This window comes from Lysobacter sp. Root76, from assembly GCF_001428685.1.
Classification (GTDB): domain Bacteria; phylum Pseudomonadota; class Gammaproteobacteria; order Xanthomonadales; family Xanthomonadaceae; genus Lysobacter.
Genome location: NZ_LMIK01000008.1, coordinates 69,494 through 84,331, shown reverse-complemented (window position 1 = coordinate 84,331; position 14,838 = coordinate 69,494). Strand labels below are relative to the sequence as shown.

The 14,838-nt window shown below is 70.8% G+C and carries 9 protein-coding genes and 1 tRNA gene; 1 reads left to right on the top strand and 9 read right to left on the bottom strand.

The window, feature by feature from the left end; all coding sequences use genetic code 11:
* Positions 1-124: 124 nt before the first annotated feature.
* The 6 genes from ASE10_RS15695 to ASE10_RS15670 form a co-directional block, all read right to left on the bottom strand.
* The gene (locus tag ASE10_RS15695; protein WP_055910085.1) at positions 125-1,012 is read right to left on the bottom strand and encodes a DMT family transporter; all 888 of its coding nucleotides are present in this window, start codon (positions 1,010-1,012) and stop codon (positions 125-127) included.
* A 20-nt stretch (positions 1,013-1,032) separates the two neighbouring features.
* Positions 1,033-2,079, bottom strand: a complete 1,047-nt coding sequence (gene murB / locus ASE10_RS15690) for a UDP-N-acetylmuramate dehydrogenase (protein WP_055909836.1) — start codon at positions 2,077-2,079, stop codon at positions 1,033-1,035.
* Positions 2,076-3,131 (bottom strand): quinone-dependent dihydroorotate dehydrogenase, encoded by a 1,056-nt coding sequence (locus ASE10_RS15685; protein WP_055909840.1) that lies wholly within the window; start codon positions 3,129-3,131, stop codon positions 2,076-2,078. The genes murB and ASE10_RS15685 overlap by 4 nt, the downstream gene beginning before the upstream one ends.
* Before the next feature lie 202 nt (positions 3,132-3,333).
* Positions 3,334-4,071, bottom strand: a complete 738-nt coding sequence (locus ASE10_RS15680; protein ID WP_056305698.1) for a metallophosphoesterase family protein — start codon at positions 4,069-4,071, stop codon at positions 3,334-3,336.
* Between the two features lie 57 nt (positions 4,072-4,128).
* Positions 4,129-5,661 carry an aldehyde dehydrogenase family protein gene (locus ASE10_RS15675; protein ID WP_055909846.1) on the bottom strand — a complete coding sequence of 511 codons (1,533 nt, stop codon included), beginning with the start codon at positions 5,659-5,661 and terminating at the stop codon, positions 4,129-4,131.
* An 81-nt stretch (positions 5,662-5,742) separates the two neighbouring features.
* Positions 5,743-5,819: transfer RNA gene (locus tag ASE10_RS15670), tRNA-Arg, on the bottom strand.
* Between the two features lie 994 nt (positions 5,820-6,813).
* On the opposite strand from ASE10_RS15670, the gene ASE10_RS15665 reads away from it, so the two are divergent.
* Entirely contained in the window at positions 6,814-10,689 is a 3,876-nt protein-coding gene (locus ASE10_RS15665) for an autotransporter domain-containing protein (RefSeq protein ID WP_056305696.1), read from the top strand.
* A gap of 115 nt (positions 10,690-10,804) precedes the next feature.
* Here the strand turns inward: ASE10_RS15665 and ASE10_RS15660 are convergent, their stop codons facing one another.
* The 3 genes from ASE10_RS15660 to ASE10_RS15645 form a co-directional block, all read right to left on the bottom strand.
* Entirely contained in the window at positions 10,805-12,640 is a 1,836-nt protein-coding gene (locus ASE10_RS15660; protein ID WP_056306800.1) for an ABC transporter ATP-binding protein/permease, read from the bottom strand.
* A gap of 371 nt (positions 12,641-13,011) precedes the next feature.
* Positions 13,012-13,440, bottom strand: coding sequence for a winged helix-turn-helix domain-containing protein (locus ASE10_RS15650; protein ID WP_156087846.1), 429 nt, complete (start codon positions 13,438-13,440; stop codon positions 13,012-13,014).
* Positions 13,437-14,678 (bottom strand): FAD-dependent monooxygenase, encoded by a 1,242-nt coding sequence (locus tag ASE10_RS15645; RefSeq protein WP_056305688.1) that lies wholly within the window; start codon positions 14,676-14,678, stop codon positions 13,437-13,439. Before ASE10_RS15645 ends, ASE10_RS15650 begins: the two co-directional genes overlap by 4 nt.
* Positions 14,679-14,838 lie beyond the last annotated feature (160 nt).

Here is a 14,838-nt window from a genome sequence, read left to right as displayed (position 1 = left end):
CATGCCGCCGATTGGCCGCAAACGCAGCCCTGCGTGTCCGTTTATGCCCGGAATCCGGTCACGGAACCGGGTTTGGCGCCGCACCGGTTCGTGCGCCGCAGCATGGCGCTGCGGCGGATCGGCCTTATTCGCCCGGTGCGGCCGCTTCGCTGACCGCGTTCGAGGCCGCGCGTCGCACCAGCACCGCCTCGCGGTGGGCGATGTAGGCGTTGGAAGCAAGGATGATGGCGGCGCCGGCCACCGTCCAGCGGTCGATCGATTCGCCGAACCACAGCCAGCCGGCGACGGCGACCAGCGGCAGCTGCATGAAGCTGATCGGGGTCAGGGCCGAGACTTCGCCGAGCTTGAGCGCATGCGTCCACAGCACCTGGCCGCCGGTGCCGAGGATGCCGGCGGCGATCGCCCACACCCAGACGATGCCCTGAGGCCATTGCCAGACGAACAGCGCCGGCAGCAGCGACATCGGCACCCAGAACAGATAGGTGTAGAGCACGATGGTGTTGGCCGAGTCGACCCGCGACAGCTGCTTGATCTGGATCGCGACCACGCCGCTGAGCACCGCCGCCAGCAGCGCGATCAGGGTGCCGGCGCTGAAGTTCGACGAGCCCGGACGCACGATCACCAGCACGCCGACGAAGCCCAGCGCGACCGCGGCCCAGCGCCGCGCGCGCACTTGTTCGCCCAGGAACATCACCGCGGCGATGGTCACGAACAAGGGCGTCGAGTACGACAGCGAGATCGCCTGCGCCAGCGGCAGGTGGCCGATCGCCCAGAACCCTGCCAGCATCGAGCAGATGCCGATCGCGCAGCGGATGAAGTAGCGCGGCAGCTGCCGGGTGCGCAGCGCGGCGCGGTTGGCGCCGATCAGCAGCGGCAGCACCGCGAGCAGGCCGAAGAAGTTGCGGAAGAACGCGATCTCGAAGGTGTGCAGCGAAGCCGAGGCGAGCCGGATCACGATCGCCATGCAGCCGAAGCACAAGGTGCTGGCGAGCATGTATGCCGCCGCGCGCATCGGTTGCGAGAGCGGCGCGCTCACCAGCGTGCGCCGATCAGGCGCGGCTCGGGTTCGATGGCGACGCCGAAACGGCCGTGCACGGAATCGGCGATGCGGCGGGCCAGATCGAGCAACTGCGCGCCGCTGGCCCGGCCGTGGTTGACCAGCACCAGCGCATGCGAGGCGGCGACGCCGGCATCGCCGTCGCGATGACCTTTCCAGCCGCAGGCATCGATCAGCCAGCCGGCCGAGAGCTTGCGGCTGTCGTCGTCGGCACCGCGGAACACCGGCAGCGCGGGGTGTTCGGCCAGCAGCGCTTCGGCCTGCGTGCGCGGGACGATCGGATTCTTGAAGAAGCTGCCGGCGTTGCCGAGCACGGCGGGGTCGGGCAGCTTGCGGCGGCGGATCGCGATCACCGCCTCGGCGACCGCGCGCGGGGTCGGCGCGTCCACGCCCATCGCCGCGAGTTCCTCGCCCAGGCCGGCGTAATCCAGGCGCAGCGCAGGCGTGCGCGGCAGGGCGAACTCGACCGCGGTCACCAGGTAGCGGTCGGGCGCGTGCTTGAACAGGCTGTCGCGGTAGGCGAAGCGGCAGGCGTCGCTGTCGAAGCGGTGCAGGGTCGCGGTCGCCGGCTCGTAGGCTTCGACCGCGTGCACGAAGTCGCGCACTTCCACGCCGTAGGCGCCGATGTTCTGGATCGGCGCGGCGCCGACCGTGCCGGGGATCAGGGCCAGGTTTTCCAGGCCGGCGTAACCGGCCTCCAGGGTGCGCATGACGAAGCCGTGCCAGGGCACGCCGGCGTCGGCGCGCAGGATCGCGCCGTCGCGGTCGGGCGCTTCGCCCAGCACCTGTACGCGCTCGCCGGTCAGGGCCAGCACCGCGCCCTCGGGGTCGCCGGCGAACAGCAGGTTGCTGCCGCCGCCCAGGATCAGGGCGATGCCGTCGCGCAGTTCGGGCAGGCGCAGGGCTTCGTCCAGGCGCGCGGCGTCGGCGACTTCGGCCAGCACGGGCGCGGTCGCGGCCACGCCGAAGGTGTTGCGTCGGGTCAACGCAGCCTCGCGCAGGAGGCGGACGGCGTCGCTCATACCGGCGGCACGTTACCGCGGCTCGGCGCTTCCTTGCGGCGACGCATCGCCTCCACGCATTCGTTCACCAGCGCCGGGCCGCGATAGATCAGCCCGGTGTAGCACTGCACCAGGGCCGCGCCCGCGGCCATCTTGGTGACCGCATCGGCGCCGGACAGGATGCCGCCGACGCCGATCATCGGGATCGATTCGGGCAGCCGGGTGCGCAGCATGCGCAGCACCGTGGTCGACTGGCCCATCAGCGGACGCCCGGACAGGCCGCCCACTTCGCCGGCGTGGGCAGCGCCCTCGATGGCGATCCGCGAGATGGTGGTGTTGGTCGCGATCACGCCGTCGACCTGCAGTTCCCTGAGCACGCGCGCCGCGGCTTCGATGTCGTGGTCGGACAGGTCGGGCGCGATCTTGACCAGCATCGGCACGCGCTTGCCGTGCCGCGCGCCGTACTTCTCCTGCGCCTCGCGCAGGGTGCCGATCAGGCGGCGCAGGGATTGTTCTTCCTGCAGCTCGCGCAGGCCGGCGGTGTTGGGCGAGGAGATATTGACCGTGATGTAGTCGGCCAGGGGATAGACCCGTTCCAGGCACAGCAGGTAATCGTCTTCGGCCGACTCGTTCGGGGTGTCCTTGTTCTTGCCGATGTTGATCCCGAGCAGGCCGTTGCGACGGTGCGCGCGTTCGACGTTGCGGACCAGGGCATCGACGCCCTCGTTGTTGAACCCCAGGCGGTTGATCACCGCTTCGTGCTCGGGCAGGCGGAACATGCGCGGCTTGGGATTGCCGGCCTGCGGCCGTGGCGTGACCGTGCCGACCTCGACGAAACCGAAGCCCAACGCCAGCAGGGCGTCGATGTGGGCGCCGTTCTTGTCCAGACCGGCGGCCAGGCCGACCGGGTTCGGGAAGGTCAGGCCGAAGACCTTGGTCGGGAACGGTTTGGGCCGGGAGCCCAGCAGCGGATTGAGGCCGGTGCGATAAGCCGTTTCCAGCGCCGTGAGGCCAAGACCATGCGCTCGTTCGGCATCCAGTCCGAAGAGAAAGGGGCGGGCGAGGCTGTACACGGGATCGCAGGCGTCCGCTGTAGAACGAACGAGCATTATCGCCTATGCGGCGCTCGCGAGGCGAGCGCGAATGCGCTGCGAGAGGGCCGGAGCGCCAGCCCGGGCGGGGTCGCCCCTGCCGCAGTACAGTGAAAACGCCATGAAACCCGGGGCGGACGGGGCGGCGGCGTCGGCCCGCCCGGCCCAGGCGAGACGTCCGGCGCTAGGTTCCGACCCGGCCGCTGCGCAAGGCCTGGGCCCAGTCGCCACGGCCATTGCGCAGGGTGAGCGCGGCGGCGGCCTCGTGGTCGTAGCCGACCGCGCGCAGTTCGGCGCTCCAGCGCCCGCCGGCATCGTCGAGGATCGCGTAACGGGCGCGAGGATCGCCGACCTCCATGTCGTGCGGGCTCGGATGCTCGGAGTGATAGGCCTGCAGGCCGACGCTGCCGGGGTTCACCAGCAGCCGGCCGTCGTCCAGGCGGGTCGCGCGCGGGATGTGGGTGTGGCCGCACAGGATCACGGCGTGGCGGATATCGCAGGCCTTGTCCGCGGCTTCGTCCGCGGTGGCCGCGCGCGGCACGCCGGCGTCGAGCTGTTCCAGGAAGTATTCGAGATCGTCGCGCGGGCTGCCGTGGCAGAGATACACCGCATCGTTCAAGGCCAGCGTCGCCGGCAGCGCGGCGATCCAGTCCAGTTGGTCCGGGCGCAGCAGGTCGCGGGCGTGAGCATCGGACGCGCCCATGCCCGCGCGCGGTTCCAGCAGTTGGCGTTCGTGGTTGCCGCGGATCGTCGGCAGGCCCAGGCCGATCAGCAGGTCGGCGGTTTCCACCGGCTGCAGCGGGCCGGACAGGATGTCGCCGAGGTTGACGGTGACATCGCAGGCGCGCGCGTCGATATCGGCCAGCACCGCGCGCAGCGCGCCGAGATTGCCGTGAATGTCCGAGACGACCGCGATGCGCATGCCGTGCTCCCGCAGCGGGTCCGCCTGGGCGGACCCGCCTTCGTTACGCTACCGACCTCAGAGGTCGAACTTGATGCCCTGCGCCAGCGGCAATGCGTCGGAGTAGTTGATGGTGTTGGTCTGGCGGCGCATGTAGGCGCGCCACGCATCCGAACCCGACTCGCGACCGCCGCCGGTTTCCTTCTCGCCGCCGAACGCGCCGCCGATCTCGGCGCCGGAGGTGCCGATGTTGACGTTGGCGATGCCGCAATCCGAGCCCGCGGCCGACAGGAAGGCCTCGGCGGCCTTGAGGTTGGCGGTGAAGATCGACGAGGACAGGCCTTGCGGCACGTCGTTCTGCAGCGCGATGGCCTCATCGAGGGTCTTGAATTTCATCACGTACAGGATCGGCGCGAAGGTTTCGGTCTGCACGACCTCGGCGTCGTTGCTCAGGCCGGTGACGATGGTCGGCAGGACGAAGTTGCCCTTGCCCTCGATCGCCGCGCCGCCGGTTTCGACCTTGCCGCCGCTGGCCTTGGCCAGCTCGACCGCGTCCAGGTACGCCTGCACCGCGTCGCGGCTGTTGAGCGGGCCCATCAGATTGGCCGGGTCGGTCGGGTCGCCGATCTTCTTCTCCACCTGCTTGAACGCAGCGACCAGCTTGGCCAGCACGTCGTCGTGGATGGATTCGTGCACGAACAGGCGGCGGGTGGTGGTGCAACGCTGGCCGGCGGTGCCGACCGCGCCGAACGCGATCGCCGGGATCGCCAGCTTCAGGTCGGCGCCGGCGTCGACGATTATCGCGTTGTTGCCGCCCAGTTCCAGCAGCGAACGGCCCATGCGGCGGGCGACGCGCTCGCCGACGTGGCGGCCGACCTTGGTCGAGCCGGTGAAGCTGATCAGGCCGATGCGCTTGTCGTCGACGAAGTTCGAGGCCAGCTCGGTGCCGGCGTCGTTGAACAGGAAGAAGATGTCCGGGAAGCCGCCGGCGCGCAGCGCTTCGTTGCAGATCTTCATCGATGCCACCGCCGACAGCGGGGTCTTGGGCGAGGGCTTCCAGATCGTGATGTCGCCGCAGATCGCCGCGATGAACGCATTCCAGGCCCAGACCGCGACCGGGAAGTTGAAGGCCGAGATCACGCCGACCAGGCCCAGCGGATGCCACTGCTCGTACATGCGGTGGCCCGGGCGCTCGGAATGCATGGTCAGGCCGTACAGCTGGCGCGACAGACCGACGGCGAAGTCGCCGATGTCGATCATTTCCTGCACTTCGCCGTCGCCTTCCGGCTTGGACTTGCCCATTTCCAGCGCGACCAGCGAACCCAGCGCGCCCTTGTGCTGGCGCAGCGCGTCGGCGCACAGGCGGATGGCTTCGCCGCGGCGCGGAGCCGGGGTGGTGCGCCACACCGCGAATGCGGCCTGGGCGCGCTCGACGATGGTGTCGTAGTCGCTCTGCGAGGACGCCTGCACCCGCGCCAGCACTTCGCCGTCGGTCGGGTTGATCGATTCCAGCACGCCGGCGTCGCGGGTCGCGGCCCATTCGCCATGGCCGAGGTAGGTGCCGGACTCGAGATCTTTCAGGCCGAGGGCGGTCAGAACAGCGTGCGTCATCGCAAAAACTCCAGAATCGGAAACATAGAAAAATCCGCACATCGATATGCGGGATTGCGTACGGACCATGTACGTGCAGCCTGGCGACCCCGACACGATTCGAACGTGTGACCTTCCCCTTAGGAGGGGGATGCTCTATCCAGCTGAGCTACGGGGCCATGCTAGGAAAATCAATCGCTTGCGTGGCCCGGGTGCGGCCGTTGCAGATCGCGCCGCAGCAGCCGGCAAGGCGGGCGAGGCCGGCGAACCGATCCGGCGATTGTACTCGGCCCACCGCGGACGCCGCCATGCGGGTTCGCGGGCGACCGCCGCTTGCGAGTCCTCGCATCGGCCTCGAACCGCCTGGCCCGCTGTGCAGCGACCGCTTCGATCGGCGTGGCGTTGCAGGACGGCATGCCTTCGCTTGGGCCGCGCTCACGCCGTGTTTTCGACATGGATTGCGGCGCTTGAATGACGCGAATCGATACTCGCTCGAATGATGGAGGCTTCAGGCCGGCGTCGCGGCTGCGTCGCTGCTCGCTCGCCCGGGCCGATGCCCAGGCCTTGCGAGTCGGCGACGGTGCCGGCCATGCCTGTCCCCGCTGGCCGCTGGGCCATCCGACGGCGGCAAGCGCCCGAGCGTCGGCTTCGCGGCCGCGTCGGCGCTCGCCGTGACTGCCGTTCGTGACCTCAAAAGCACCGTTGGGCGGGGACAGCGACGCCGGGGCGATTGCGTGCGCCGGGGGCATGAGAGGGGGCGTGGAGGCGCCACCGCTATGCCGGAGGCGGCACCGCGACGGTTCGCAGCGACGGGCCGACCCCGATGGTTTGCCGGCGTTGGAGCCGGTCTGGCGCCTGCTCGCCCGCCGTCGCGCCCCCGGCCCGTGCCACCGCCGCGCCGGCCTCACGGGCCGCGACCTGGGCCGGCCGGACCCCGCCGCTACCCGATCCCGGGGATTGCCCCCGGCGGGACGCCATGTAATCTTTGCGCCGGGGAAATGTGCGCGTTGTCACGGTATTTAGTGTGCCGAGCAGCACGTTTAAGGCATCACGGACTCGATCGACTCGATCCGACCAGGGGGCTCCATGAATCGCTTTGGGAATGCGGCGGCGCGCGCGTGTGCGTCGTTATGGAAGGCTGCGAATACCGTTAGGCGCGATGCGCGCAAACCGATGGTTCTGCTCGGACTGCTGGCCTTGCTGCCGGGTCTGGCGCTGACCGGTACCGCCCACGCGCAAAGCTGCGCGGTCGGGGAGACGCCGGCGGCGTTCGGCTACACCGGCGGCGAGCAGACCGTCACGGTCCCGGCCGGCGTGCATTCGCTGACGGTCTATCTGAGCGGCGCGCAAGGCGGCGCCGGCCGCAGCGGCGCCGGCACCATCGGCGGCAGCCCCAATTCGCCGGGCGGCGGCGGCGGCCTGGGCGGACGCGTGCGCGGCACCCTGGCGGTCACGCCGGGCGCGGCTCTGTCGATCTGGGTCGGCGGACAGGGCTCGCAGGCGGTCAATCCCGGCGGTCTCGGCCAGGGCGTCGACGGCATCGGCGGCGGCGCCACCGATCTGCGCGTGGGCGGCAACGGCATCGGCAACCGGGTCGGCGTCGCCGGCGGCGGCGGTGGCGGCGGCAACGCCGGCTGGAGCAACGCGGACGTGATCGCCGGCGGTAACGGCGGCGTGGGCGGCGGCGGTGTCGGCGGCACGGGCGCGAGCGTGCCAGGCGGTCCCGGCCCCTACGGCGGCGGCGGCGGTTCGGTCGGCACCGGCGGTGCGGGCGGCGGCGGCTGCGGCGGCTACCCGGCGACGGCGGGCAACGCGGCCAACGGCAACGGCGGCAATTCTTTCAATTTCTCCGGTTCCTTCATCGGCGCCGGCTACGGCGGCGGCGGCGGTGGCGGCGCCACGGTCGGCGCGGGCGGCGGTGGTGCCGGCGTCGGCACCGTCACCTGTCAGACGAACTGGAACGGCGGCGGCGGCGGTGGCGGTGGCGGCAGCTCGGCGGCCACCGGCCTCAGCGCAGTCGTCTTCAACAACGGCGTGCAGACCGGCAACGGCGCGGCCTTGATTTGCTTCGCGCCGATGGAATTCTCGGTCGGCGGCCCGGCCAGCGGCCAGACCGGCGCAGTGACCCTGCAGCTCAACGCGACCAACCCGGTCAGCAGTCAGCAGGTCGTGGTGGCGCAGGCCGCCAGTAGCTATGTCTTTCCCACGCGTCTGCCGGTCGGGGCGAACTGGAGCGTGAGCGTGCTGGCGCCGCCCGCCGGGCAGTTGTGCTCGGTCACGCCGAACAGCGGCAACGCGATCGGCGCGGACCTGAACAACGTGGCGCTGAGCTGCGTGACGGTGACGACGACCATCGCGCCGACCACGCTGCCCAATCCGGTCTACAACACCGCTTACTCGCAAACCCTGACCGCCAGCAGCGCCAACGGCGGCACCGCCCCGTACACCTTCGCGCTGAGCGCGGGCGCCTTGCCGCCGGGCCTGAGCCTGAGCGCGGCGGGCGCGCTGTCGGGCACGCCGACCGCGGCCGGTACCTTCAACTTCACGGTGCAGGCCACGTCCAGCAACGGTTTCAGCGGTACCCGCGCCTACAGCGTGACGGTGGCCAGGATCGCCCAGGCGATCGCTGCCTTCGTCGCCAACCCGGCCGCGCCGACCTATGCGCCGGGCGGCACGTTCACGGTTTCGGCCAGCGGCGGCGCCTCCGGCAATCCGGTCGTGTTCGCCAGCACCACGCCGGCGGTATGCACGGTGGCCGGCAGCACGGTGACGATGCAGGGCGCGGGCAACTGCGCGCTCACCGCCAACCAGGCCGGCAACGCCAACTACGACCCCGCGCCGCAGGCGCTGTTGAACGTGGGCATCTCCACCGCAGCGCAGACGATCAGCAACTTCGCCGCCAATCCGGCCGCGCCGGTGTACGCGCCGGGCGGTACGTTCACGGTCTCGGCCACCGCCGGTCCTTCCACCAGCCCGGTGGTGTTCGCCAGCACCACGCCGGCGGTATGCACGGTGGCCGGCAACACGGTGACGATGCAGGGCGCGGGCAGTTGCGCGCTCACCGCCGACCAGGCCGGCGACGCCAACTACAGCGCGGCACCGCAGGCGCAGTTGAACGTGGGCATCGGCACGGCCAGCCAGGTCATCACCGGCTTCGCCGCCAATCCGGCCGCGCCGGTGTATGCGCCGGGCGGCAGCTTTGCGCTGTCCGCCAACGGCGGTCCCTCGACCAGCCCGGTGGTGTTCGCCAGCACCACGCCGTCGGTGTGCTCGGTCAGCGGCAACACCGCGACCATGCTCAGCGGCGGCAGTTGCGCGCTCACCGCCGATCAGGCCGGCGACGCCAACTACAGCGCGGCGCCGCAGGTGAGCTTGAACGTGACGATCGCCGCGGCTGCGCAGACCATCACCGGTTTCGCCGCCAACCCGGCCGCCCCGGTGTACGCACCGAACGGCACGTTCTCGGTGTCCGCCAACGGCGGCGCTTCGGGCAATCCAGTGGTGTTCGCCAGCACCTCGCCGGCGGTGTGCACCGTCGCCGGCAGTGCGGTGACCATGCTGGCGGCGGGCAGCTGCGCGCTCACCGCCAACCAGGCGGGCAACGCCAGTTACAACACCGCTGCGCAGGCAACGCTGAACGTGACGATCGGCGCGGCCACGCCCAGCCTGAGCTGGATCGGCAACGTGGTGAAGACGGTGGGCGAACCCGCGTTCGATCTGCCCAATCCGACCAGCAGCAACCCCAGCGGCGCTTTCACGTTCACCAGCAGCAACACCGCGGTGGCGACCGTGAGCGGACGCCAGGTGACCATCGTCGGTCCCGGCACCGCGACCCTGATCGCGACCCAGGCGGCGACGGCGAACTACGTGCAGGCTTCGGTCAGCACGGGTCTGGCGGTCACCGCGCGCCCGGATCCGACCCGCGACCCGGGCGTGGTCGGTCTGCTGCAGGCCCAGGTCGACGCCAGCGTGCGCTTCGCGCTGGCGCAGCAGTCCAACATCCGCGACCGCCTGCGTCAGCTGCGCCACGGCAGCAACAACCGCTCCAGCAACGGCCTGAGCCTGAACGTGAGCGGCGGCCGCAACAGCAGCCTGACCCTGCCGGCCGCGCAGTTCGTCTCCGACGATGCGGTGCGCCTGCCGCCGGGCTGGGGCGTGTGGACCGCCGGCACCATCACCGCCGGCGATCGCGAGGGCCGCAGCGGCAGCGAAGGCTACAACTTCCGCAGCGACGGCATCACGGTCGGCGCCGATTGGCGCGTCAACGAGAACTTCCTGTTCGGTCTCGCCGGCGGCTTCGCCTGGAACGACACCGACCTGACCCGTTCGAGTTCGCGCCTGGACGCCGACCAGCGCTCGCTGTCGCTGTACGGCCTGTGGCGCCACGGCGAGCATCTGTTCGTCGACGGCACCTTGGGTTGGGGACGCCTGGGCTTCGACATCAAGCGCTGGAGCGATCCGGCCGCCGCGGCCGCCACCGCGGAGCGCGACGGCACCCAGTCCTTCGGGGCCCTGACCGTCGGTTACGAACGCGCCAGCGAACGCATGACCCTGACCAGCTACGGCCGCTTCGATGCCAGCCGCACCCGCCTCGATGCGTACCGCGAGTTCGGCCTGGGCATCTACGACCTGTCCTACGGCTCGCAGACCGTGAAGAACAACGGCCTGGCCGTGGGCCTGGAAGGCAGTTATCTGGTCCAGGGTTCCAACGGCGTGTTCCGGCCGTACTGGATGCTCGAGTACCGCGACGCGATCAGCAACAGCAGCGATGTCGATCTGAACTACGTGGTGGTGCCGCTCGCCAACGACTACACCCTCGGCCTGCGCAGCTACGGCAACAACGCGCTGATGTACGGCGGCGGCGTGGACCTGGACATCGCCGCGGGCTGGAAGCTGTCGCTGCTGCTGCGTCGCGAGCACGCTTCGGGCCAGGATGCCAGCACCAGCTTCGGCCTGCTGCTGTCGTTCAACCCGCGTGCACAGCCGATGTCGGCACCGGTGTCGGGCCTGAGCGACGAAACCCAGGCCACCGCCAAGACTGGCGAGTGAGCCAGGCCACGGCCGGCGCCGCAGGGCGCCGACCGATGGCGGATCGGAACCGAACGGGCCCGCCGGCATGCGCCGCGCGGGCCTTGGTTTTTATGGCGTACTGGTTTGCCGCGCGCTAGACGGCGACCACCGGCTCGGACTCGGGCCCGGCCTCGGCTTCGCGCTGCTGCAGCATCCACATCTGCGCGTACACGCCGCCGCGGCGCAGCAGTTCGCCGTGCTCGCCGCGCTCGACGATGCGGCCGGCATCCATGACCAGGATCTGATCGGCGTCCATCACCGTCGACAGTCGGTGCGCGATCACCAGGGTGGTGCGGCCGACGCTGATCCGGTCGAGTTCGGCCTGGATCGCGCGCTCGGACTTGGAATCCAGGGCCGAGGTCGCCTCATCGAAGATCAGGATCGACGGATTCTTCAGCAAGGCCCGCGCGATCGCCACGCGCTGCTTCTCGCCGCCGGACAGTTTCAGGCCGCGCTCGCCGACCGGGGTGTCGTAGCCGTCGGGCAGGGCGGCGATGAAGTCGTGGATGTGCGCGGCGCGCGCGGCGGCTTCCACGTCCGCGCGCTCGGCTTCGGGCCGGCCGTAGCGGATGTTGTAGTAGATCGTGTCGTTGAACAGCACCGTGTCCTGCGGCACGATCGCGATCGCGCCGCGCAGCGAGGACTGGGTCAGTTCGCGCAGGTCGTGGCCGTCGATGGTGATGCGGCCGCTGTCGACGTCGTAGAAGCGGTACAGCAGCCGCGCCAGGGTCGACTTACCGGACCCCGAATGCCCGACCACCGCGACCGTTCCGCCGGAGGCGATCTCGAAATCGATGCCGCGCAGGATTTCGCGACGCGGGTCGTAGCCGAAGCGCACCTCCTCGAATCGCACCCGCGGCCGGCTCGGCGCCAACGCCACCGCGCCGGGCGCATCCTGGACGTCGTGACGCTCGTCGAGCAGGCCGAACAGCCGCTCCATGTTGGTCAGCGACTGCTTCACCTCGCGGTACATCATGCCCAGCATGTTCAGGGGCGCCGACAGCTGCAGCAGGTAGGCGTTGACCAGCACCAGGTCGCCGACCGTGAGTTCGCCGGCGACCACGCCGCGCGCGGCCAGCCACATCATCGCGGTCACGCCCACCGCGACGATCGCGCTCTGGCCCAGGTTGAGGATGGCCAGGGTCTTGGTCGACTTGACCCGCGCGTTCTCCAGCGAGCGCAGGTTGTCGTCGTAGCGCGCGGCTTCGTGAGCCTCGTTGTTGAAGTATTTGACGGTCTCGTAGTTGAGCAGCGAATCCACCGCGCGTTCATTGGCGCGGGTGTCGGCCTCGACCGCGGCGCGGTAGTAGCGCGTGCGCCACTCGGTGACCGCGAAGGTCCAGGTGCCGTAGGCGACCAGGGTGATCAGGGTGATGCCGGCGAAGCGCCAGTCGTAGGCCCAGACCAGGACCGCGGTGACCAGGGTCACTTCCAGGATCACCGGCACGATCGAGTACAGGGTCCAGTCCAGCAGGTCGGTGATCGCGGTGCCGCCGCGCTCGACGTCGCGCGCCACGCCGCCGGTGCGGCGGCTCAGGTGGAACTTCAGGCTCAGCCCGTGCAGGTGCCGGAACACCCGCAGGGTGACCTCGCGCGAGGTCCGCGCCATCACCCGCGCGAACACGATCTGGCGCAGCTCGCCGAACAGGGTGGTGCCGATGCGCGCGGCACCGTAGGCGACCAGCAGCGCGACCGGCAGCACCAGCAGGCTGGGGGCGACGTTGAGGCCGTCGACGATGCGCTTGAGCACCATCGGCACGGCCAGGTTCAACAGCTTGGCGGCCAGCACCATGCCCAGTGCGAGCAGGATGCGGCCGAGGTAGGGACGCAGGTAGGGACGCAGTTCGGCGATGACGGAGAAGTCGTCGCGCGAGCCGGCGGCGCGCGCCACCGGCGCGACCTCGGTCTCCACGGGAGAGGGGGTGTTCATGCGGGAACCGGAGGGGGAATGGCGAGGAGGATAGGACCTCAATGGCGCTTGAGGTCAAGTTGCGCGTTCAGCATCGGCCGCTGAGGCGGCGGGTTCGGCTGCGCGCGGGTTCAGCGCAACCGCTGGCTTGCGCGCAGGCGCGATTCGCGCGCCTCGCGTGCGGGCGCGGCGCGAGGCGAGGGCGGCAGCGGCGCGGATTTCAGGGCCGGCGCGGTGCCGGCCGCCATGCCGGCGGGCGGATCTGCCGGCGGTATCAGCGGCTGCGAGCCGTTCATCGGCAGCGGGCCGAACACCTCGGGATTGAGCAGGCCGAAGGCGTCGCGGCAGTTCAGCAGCGGATAGCTGCGGCCGCGAAGCGCCGCGCCGAACGCTCAGCGCCCGCCCGACGCCGCCCGCAACGGCGCCATCGGCCCGAGTTCGTCCGCCATCGCGCGCAGGGTTTCGATCGCCGAGCGCCGGCTCTCGTCGGCCACGCGCACGCGCCGGCGCCGGCCGTCGCTGCTCACCGCCAGCCAGCCCTGCTGCTCCAACTGGGCGACGTACTGCGAGGCCAGCGACACGCTGCAGCCGAGCAGACTGGACAGGTCGCCGATGCTGAGCCCGGGCGTGCTGGCGGCGTAGAACAGGATCTGGCCGCGCTTGGGATTGCCGAAGGCCTCGGTCAGGGCCGAGGCCAGCGCCGCGGTGCGTTCGGTCGCGGCCGCGGCATGCGCGGTGATGCTGCGGCCGCGGCCGGATCCCGAGGCCGCGCCGATCTCGGGCAGGGCGTGCGCAGGCCAGGTGACGGGGAGGTTCATCATGGCAGCAGCCGGCCGGCGAACGCGCCCAGCGAGCGCGCGACCGAGCGCCACGAGCGTGCCTGTCCGATCACGCTGGCTTGCGGCAGCAGCGCGGCGAGCACGCGTTGCGCGTCGCGGCCTTCGCGCACCGCGCGCGCGAGCAGGTTGCGCTCGTAGTGCGCGAGCGCGGCCGCGATCGAGTCGCGATGACGCGGCGCGGTCAGCGCCTGCGCCAGTTCCAGCGCGTCGAGCAGTTCGCCGGCCTTGCGGTCGCGCAGCAAGGTCGGCGCCATCCTCGCCGAGGCGCCGAGCAGGGTCATCGCGCCGCGCTCGGCCCAGTTGCGGTCGGGTGCGCTGGTCAGCAGCGGGCGCGCGCTGAAGGTCGGTTCGGCGGCGTCGATCAGGCGCAGGAATTTGGGGTCCCAGTGCGCGAGCTGTTGCTTGAGCAGAGCGCGCGCCTGCGCCGGATCGTTCCAGTCCACTGCGCGCAGCGACCAGTCGCGCGGCACCCGCAGGGCGACGCGCAGATCCATGCCGCGCAGGCTGTTGCGCTGCAGGATCAGCGCCGCGTCCGGGTCGCGCACCGCCAGGCGGTCGCGGTCCAGCCACAGCGCGATCCGCGGCACGCGCAGTTCCGGCAACGGCAGTTGCGCTTCGACCAGGGTCACGCCCGAATAGCGCAGACCGCTGCCGGTCGCGTACGGACGCAGCAGCGAGCAGGCGCCGTCCGCGCCGATCACCAGGTCGGCATTGGCGCGCGCGCCGTTGGCGAAGTTCAGGCGCTGGCTGTCGTCGTGGGCGCCGGTCAGCGAGGTGAAGCGGCGGCCCCAGAGCACGCTGCCGGGCAGCAGGCTGTTCAGCAGCAGATCGCGCAGCAGGCCGTACTCGATCCGCCAGTGCAGAGCGGCGCGCGTGGGCAGGGCGCTGTCGCGTTCGCGCCGGCCCTGGGCATCGAGCAGGCGGGTGTAGCTGCGTTCGCGTTCGCAGCAGCGGTCGAACAAGGGCCCCAGTTCGGCGCCGCGCAGCGCCTTGATCGCGGACTCGTGGTCGATCGCCAGGGTGCGCCGGTACCAGGCCGGATCGCTGGCGCTGCGCGCCTCGTGGATCTCGACCTCTACCCCCTGGCGCTGCAGCAACCGCGCCAGGCACAGGCCGCCGAGGCTGGCGCCGACGATCGCGACCTTGCGCCCCAGCAGCGGGAATCGGGCGTTACCGGCGCTGCGCGGCGCCGCCCTCGCGGCTGTGCTGGACGCGAGCATAGCGGCATCGGCCGGAGCGGCGCGTCGCAGGGCAGGGGATAACGGCAGCGTCGAAGGCATGCGCGGGATTCGGACCGTGGGGGCGGCGACCATCGAATCCTAGGCAGCGCAAGCCCCCAGCCGATTTCGGCTATCCATCGTTTTGTTTCACTGTGTTACA

What these genes read in the sequence shown, in the direction of transcription:
- ASE10_RS15695 (WP_055910085.1), bottom strand. Translation starts at nt 1,012, where the DNA reads ATGCGCGCGGCGGCATACATGCTCGCCAGCACCTTGTGCTTCGGCTGC.
- murB (WP_055909836.1), bottom strand. Translation starts at nt 2,079, where the DNA reads ATGAGCGACGCCGTCCGCCTCCTGCGCGAGGCTGCGTTGACCCGACGC.
- ASE10_RS15680 (WP_056305698.1), bottom strand. Translation starts at nt 4,071, where the DNA reads ATGCGCATCGCGGTCGTCTCGGACATTCACGGCAATCTCGGCGCGCTG.
- ASE10_RS15675 (WP_055909846.1), bottom strand. Translation starts at nt 5,661, where the DNA reads ATGACGCACGCTGTTCTGACCGCCCTCGGCCTGAAAGATCTCGAGTCC.
- ASE10_RS15665 (WP_056305696.1), top strand. Translation starts at nt 6,814, where the DNA reads ATGGTTCTGCTCGGACTGCTGGCCTTGCTGCCGGGTCTGGCGCTGACC.
- ASE10_RS15660 (WP_056306800.1), bottom strand. Translation starts at nt 12,640, where the DNA reads ATGAACACCCCCTCTCCCGTGGAGACCGAGGTCGCGCCGGTGGCGCGC.
- ASE10_RS15650 (WP_156087846.1), bottom strand. Translation starts at nt 13,440, where the DNA reads ATGATGAACCTCCCCGTCACCTGGCCTGCGCACGCCCTGCCCGAGATC.
- ASE10_RS15645 (WP_056305688.1), bottom strand. Translation starts at nt 14,678, where the DNA reads ATGCTCGCGTCCAGCACAGCCGCGAGGGCGGCGCCGCGCAGCGCCGGT.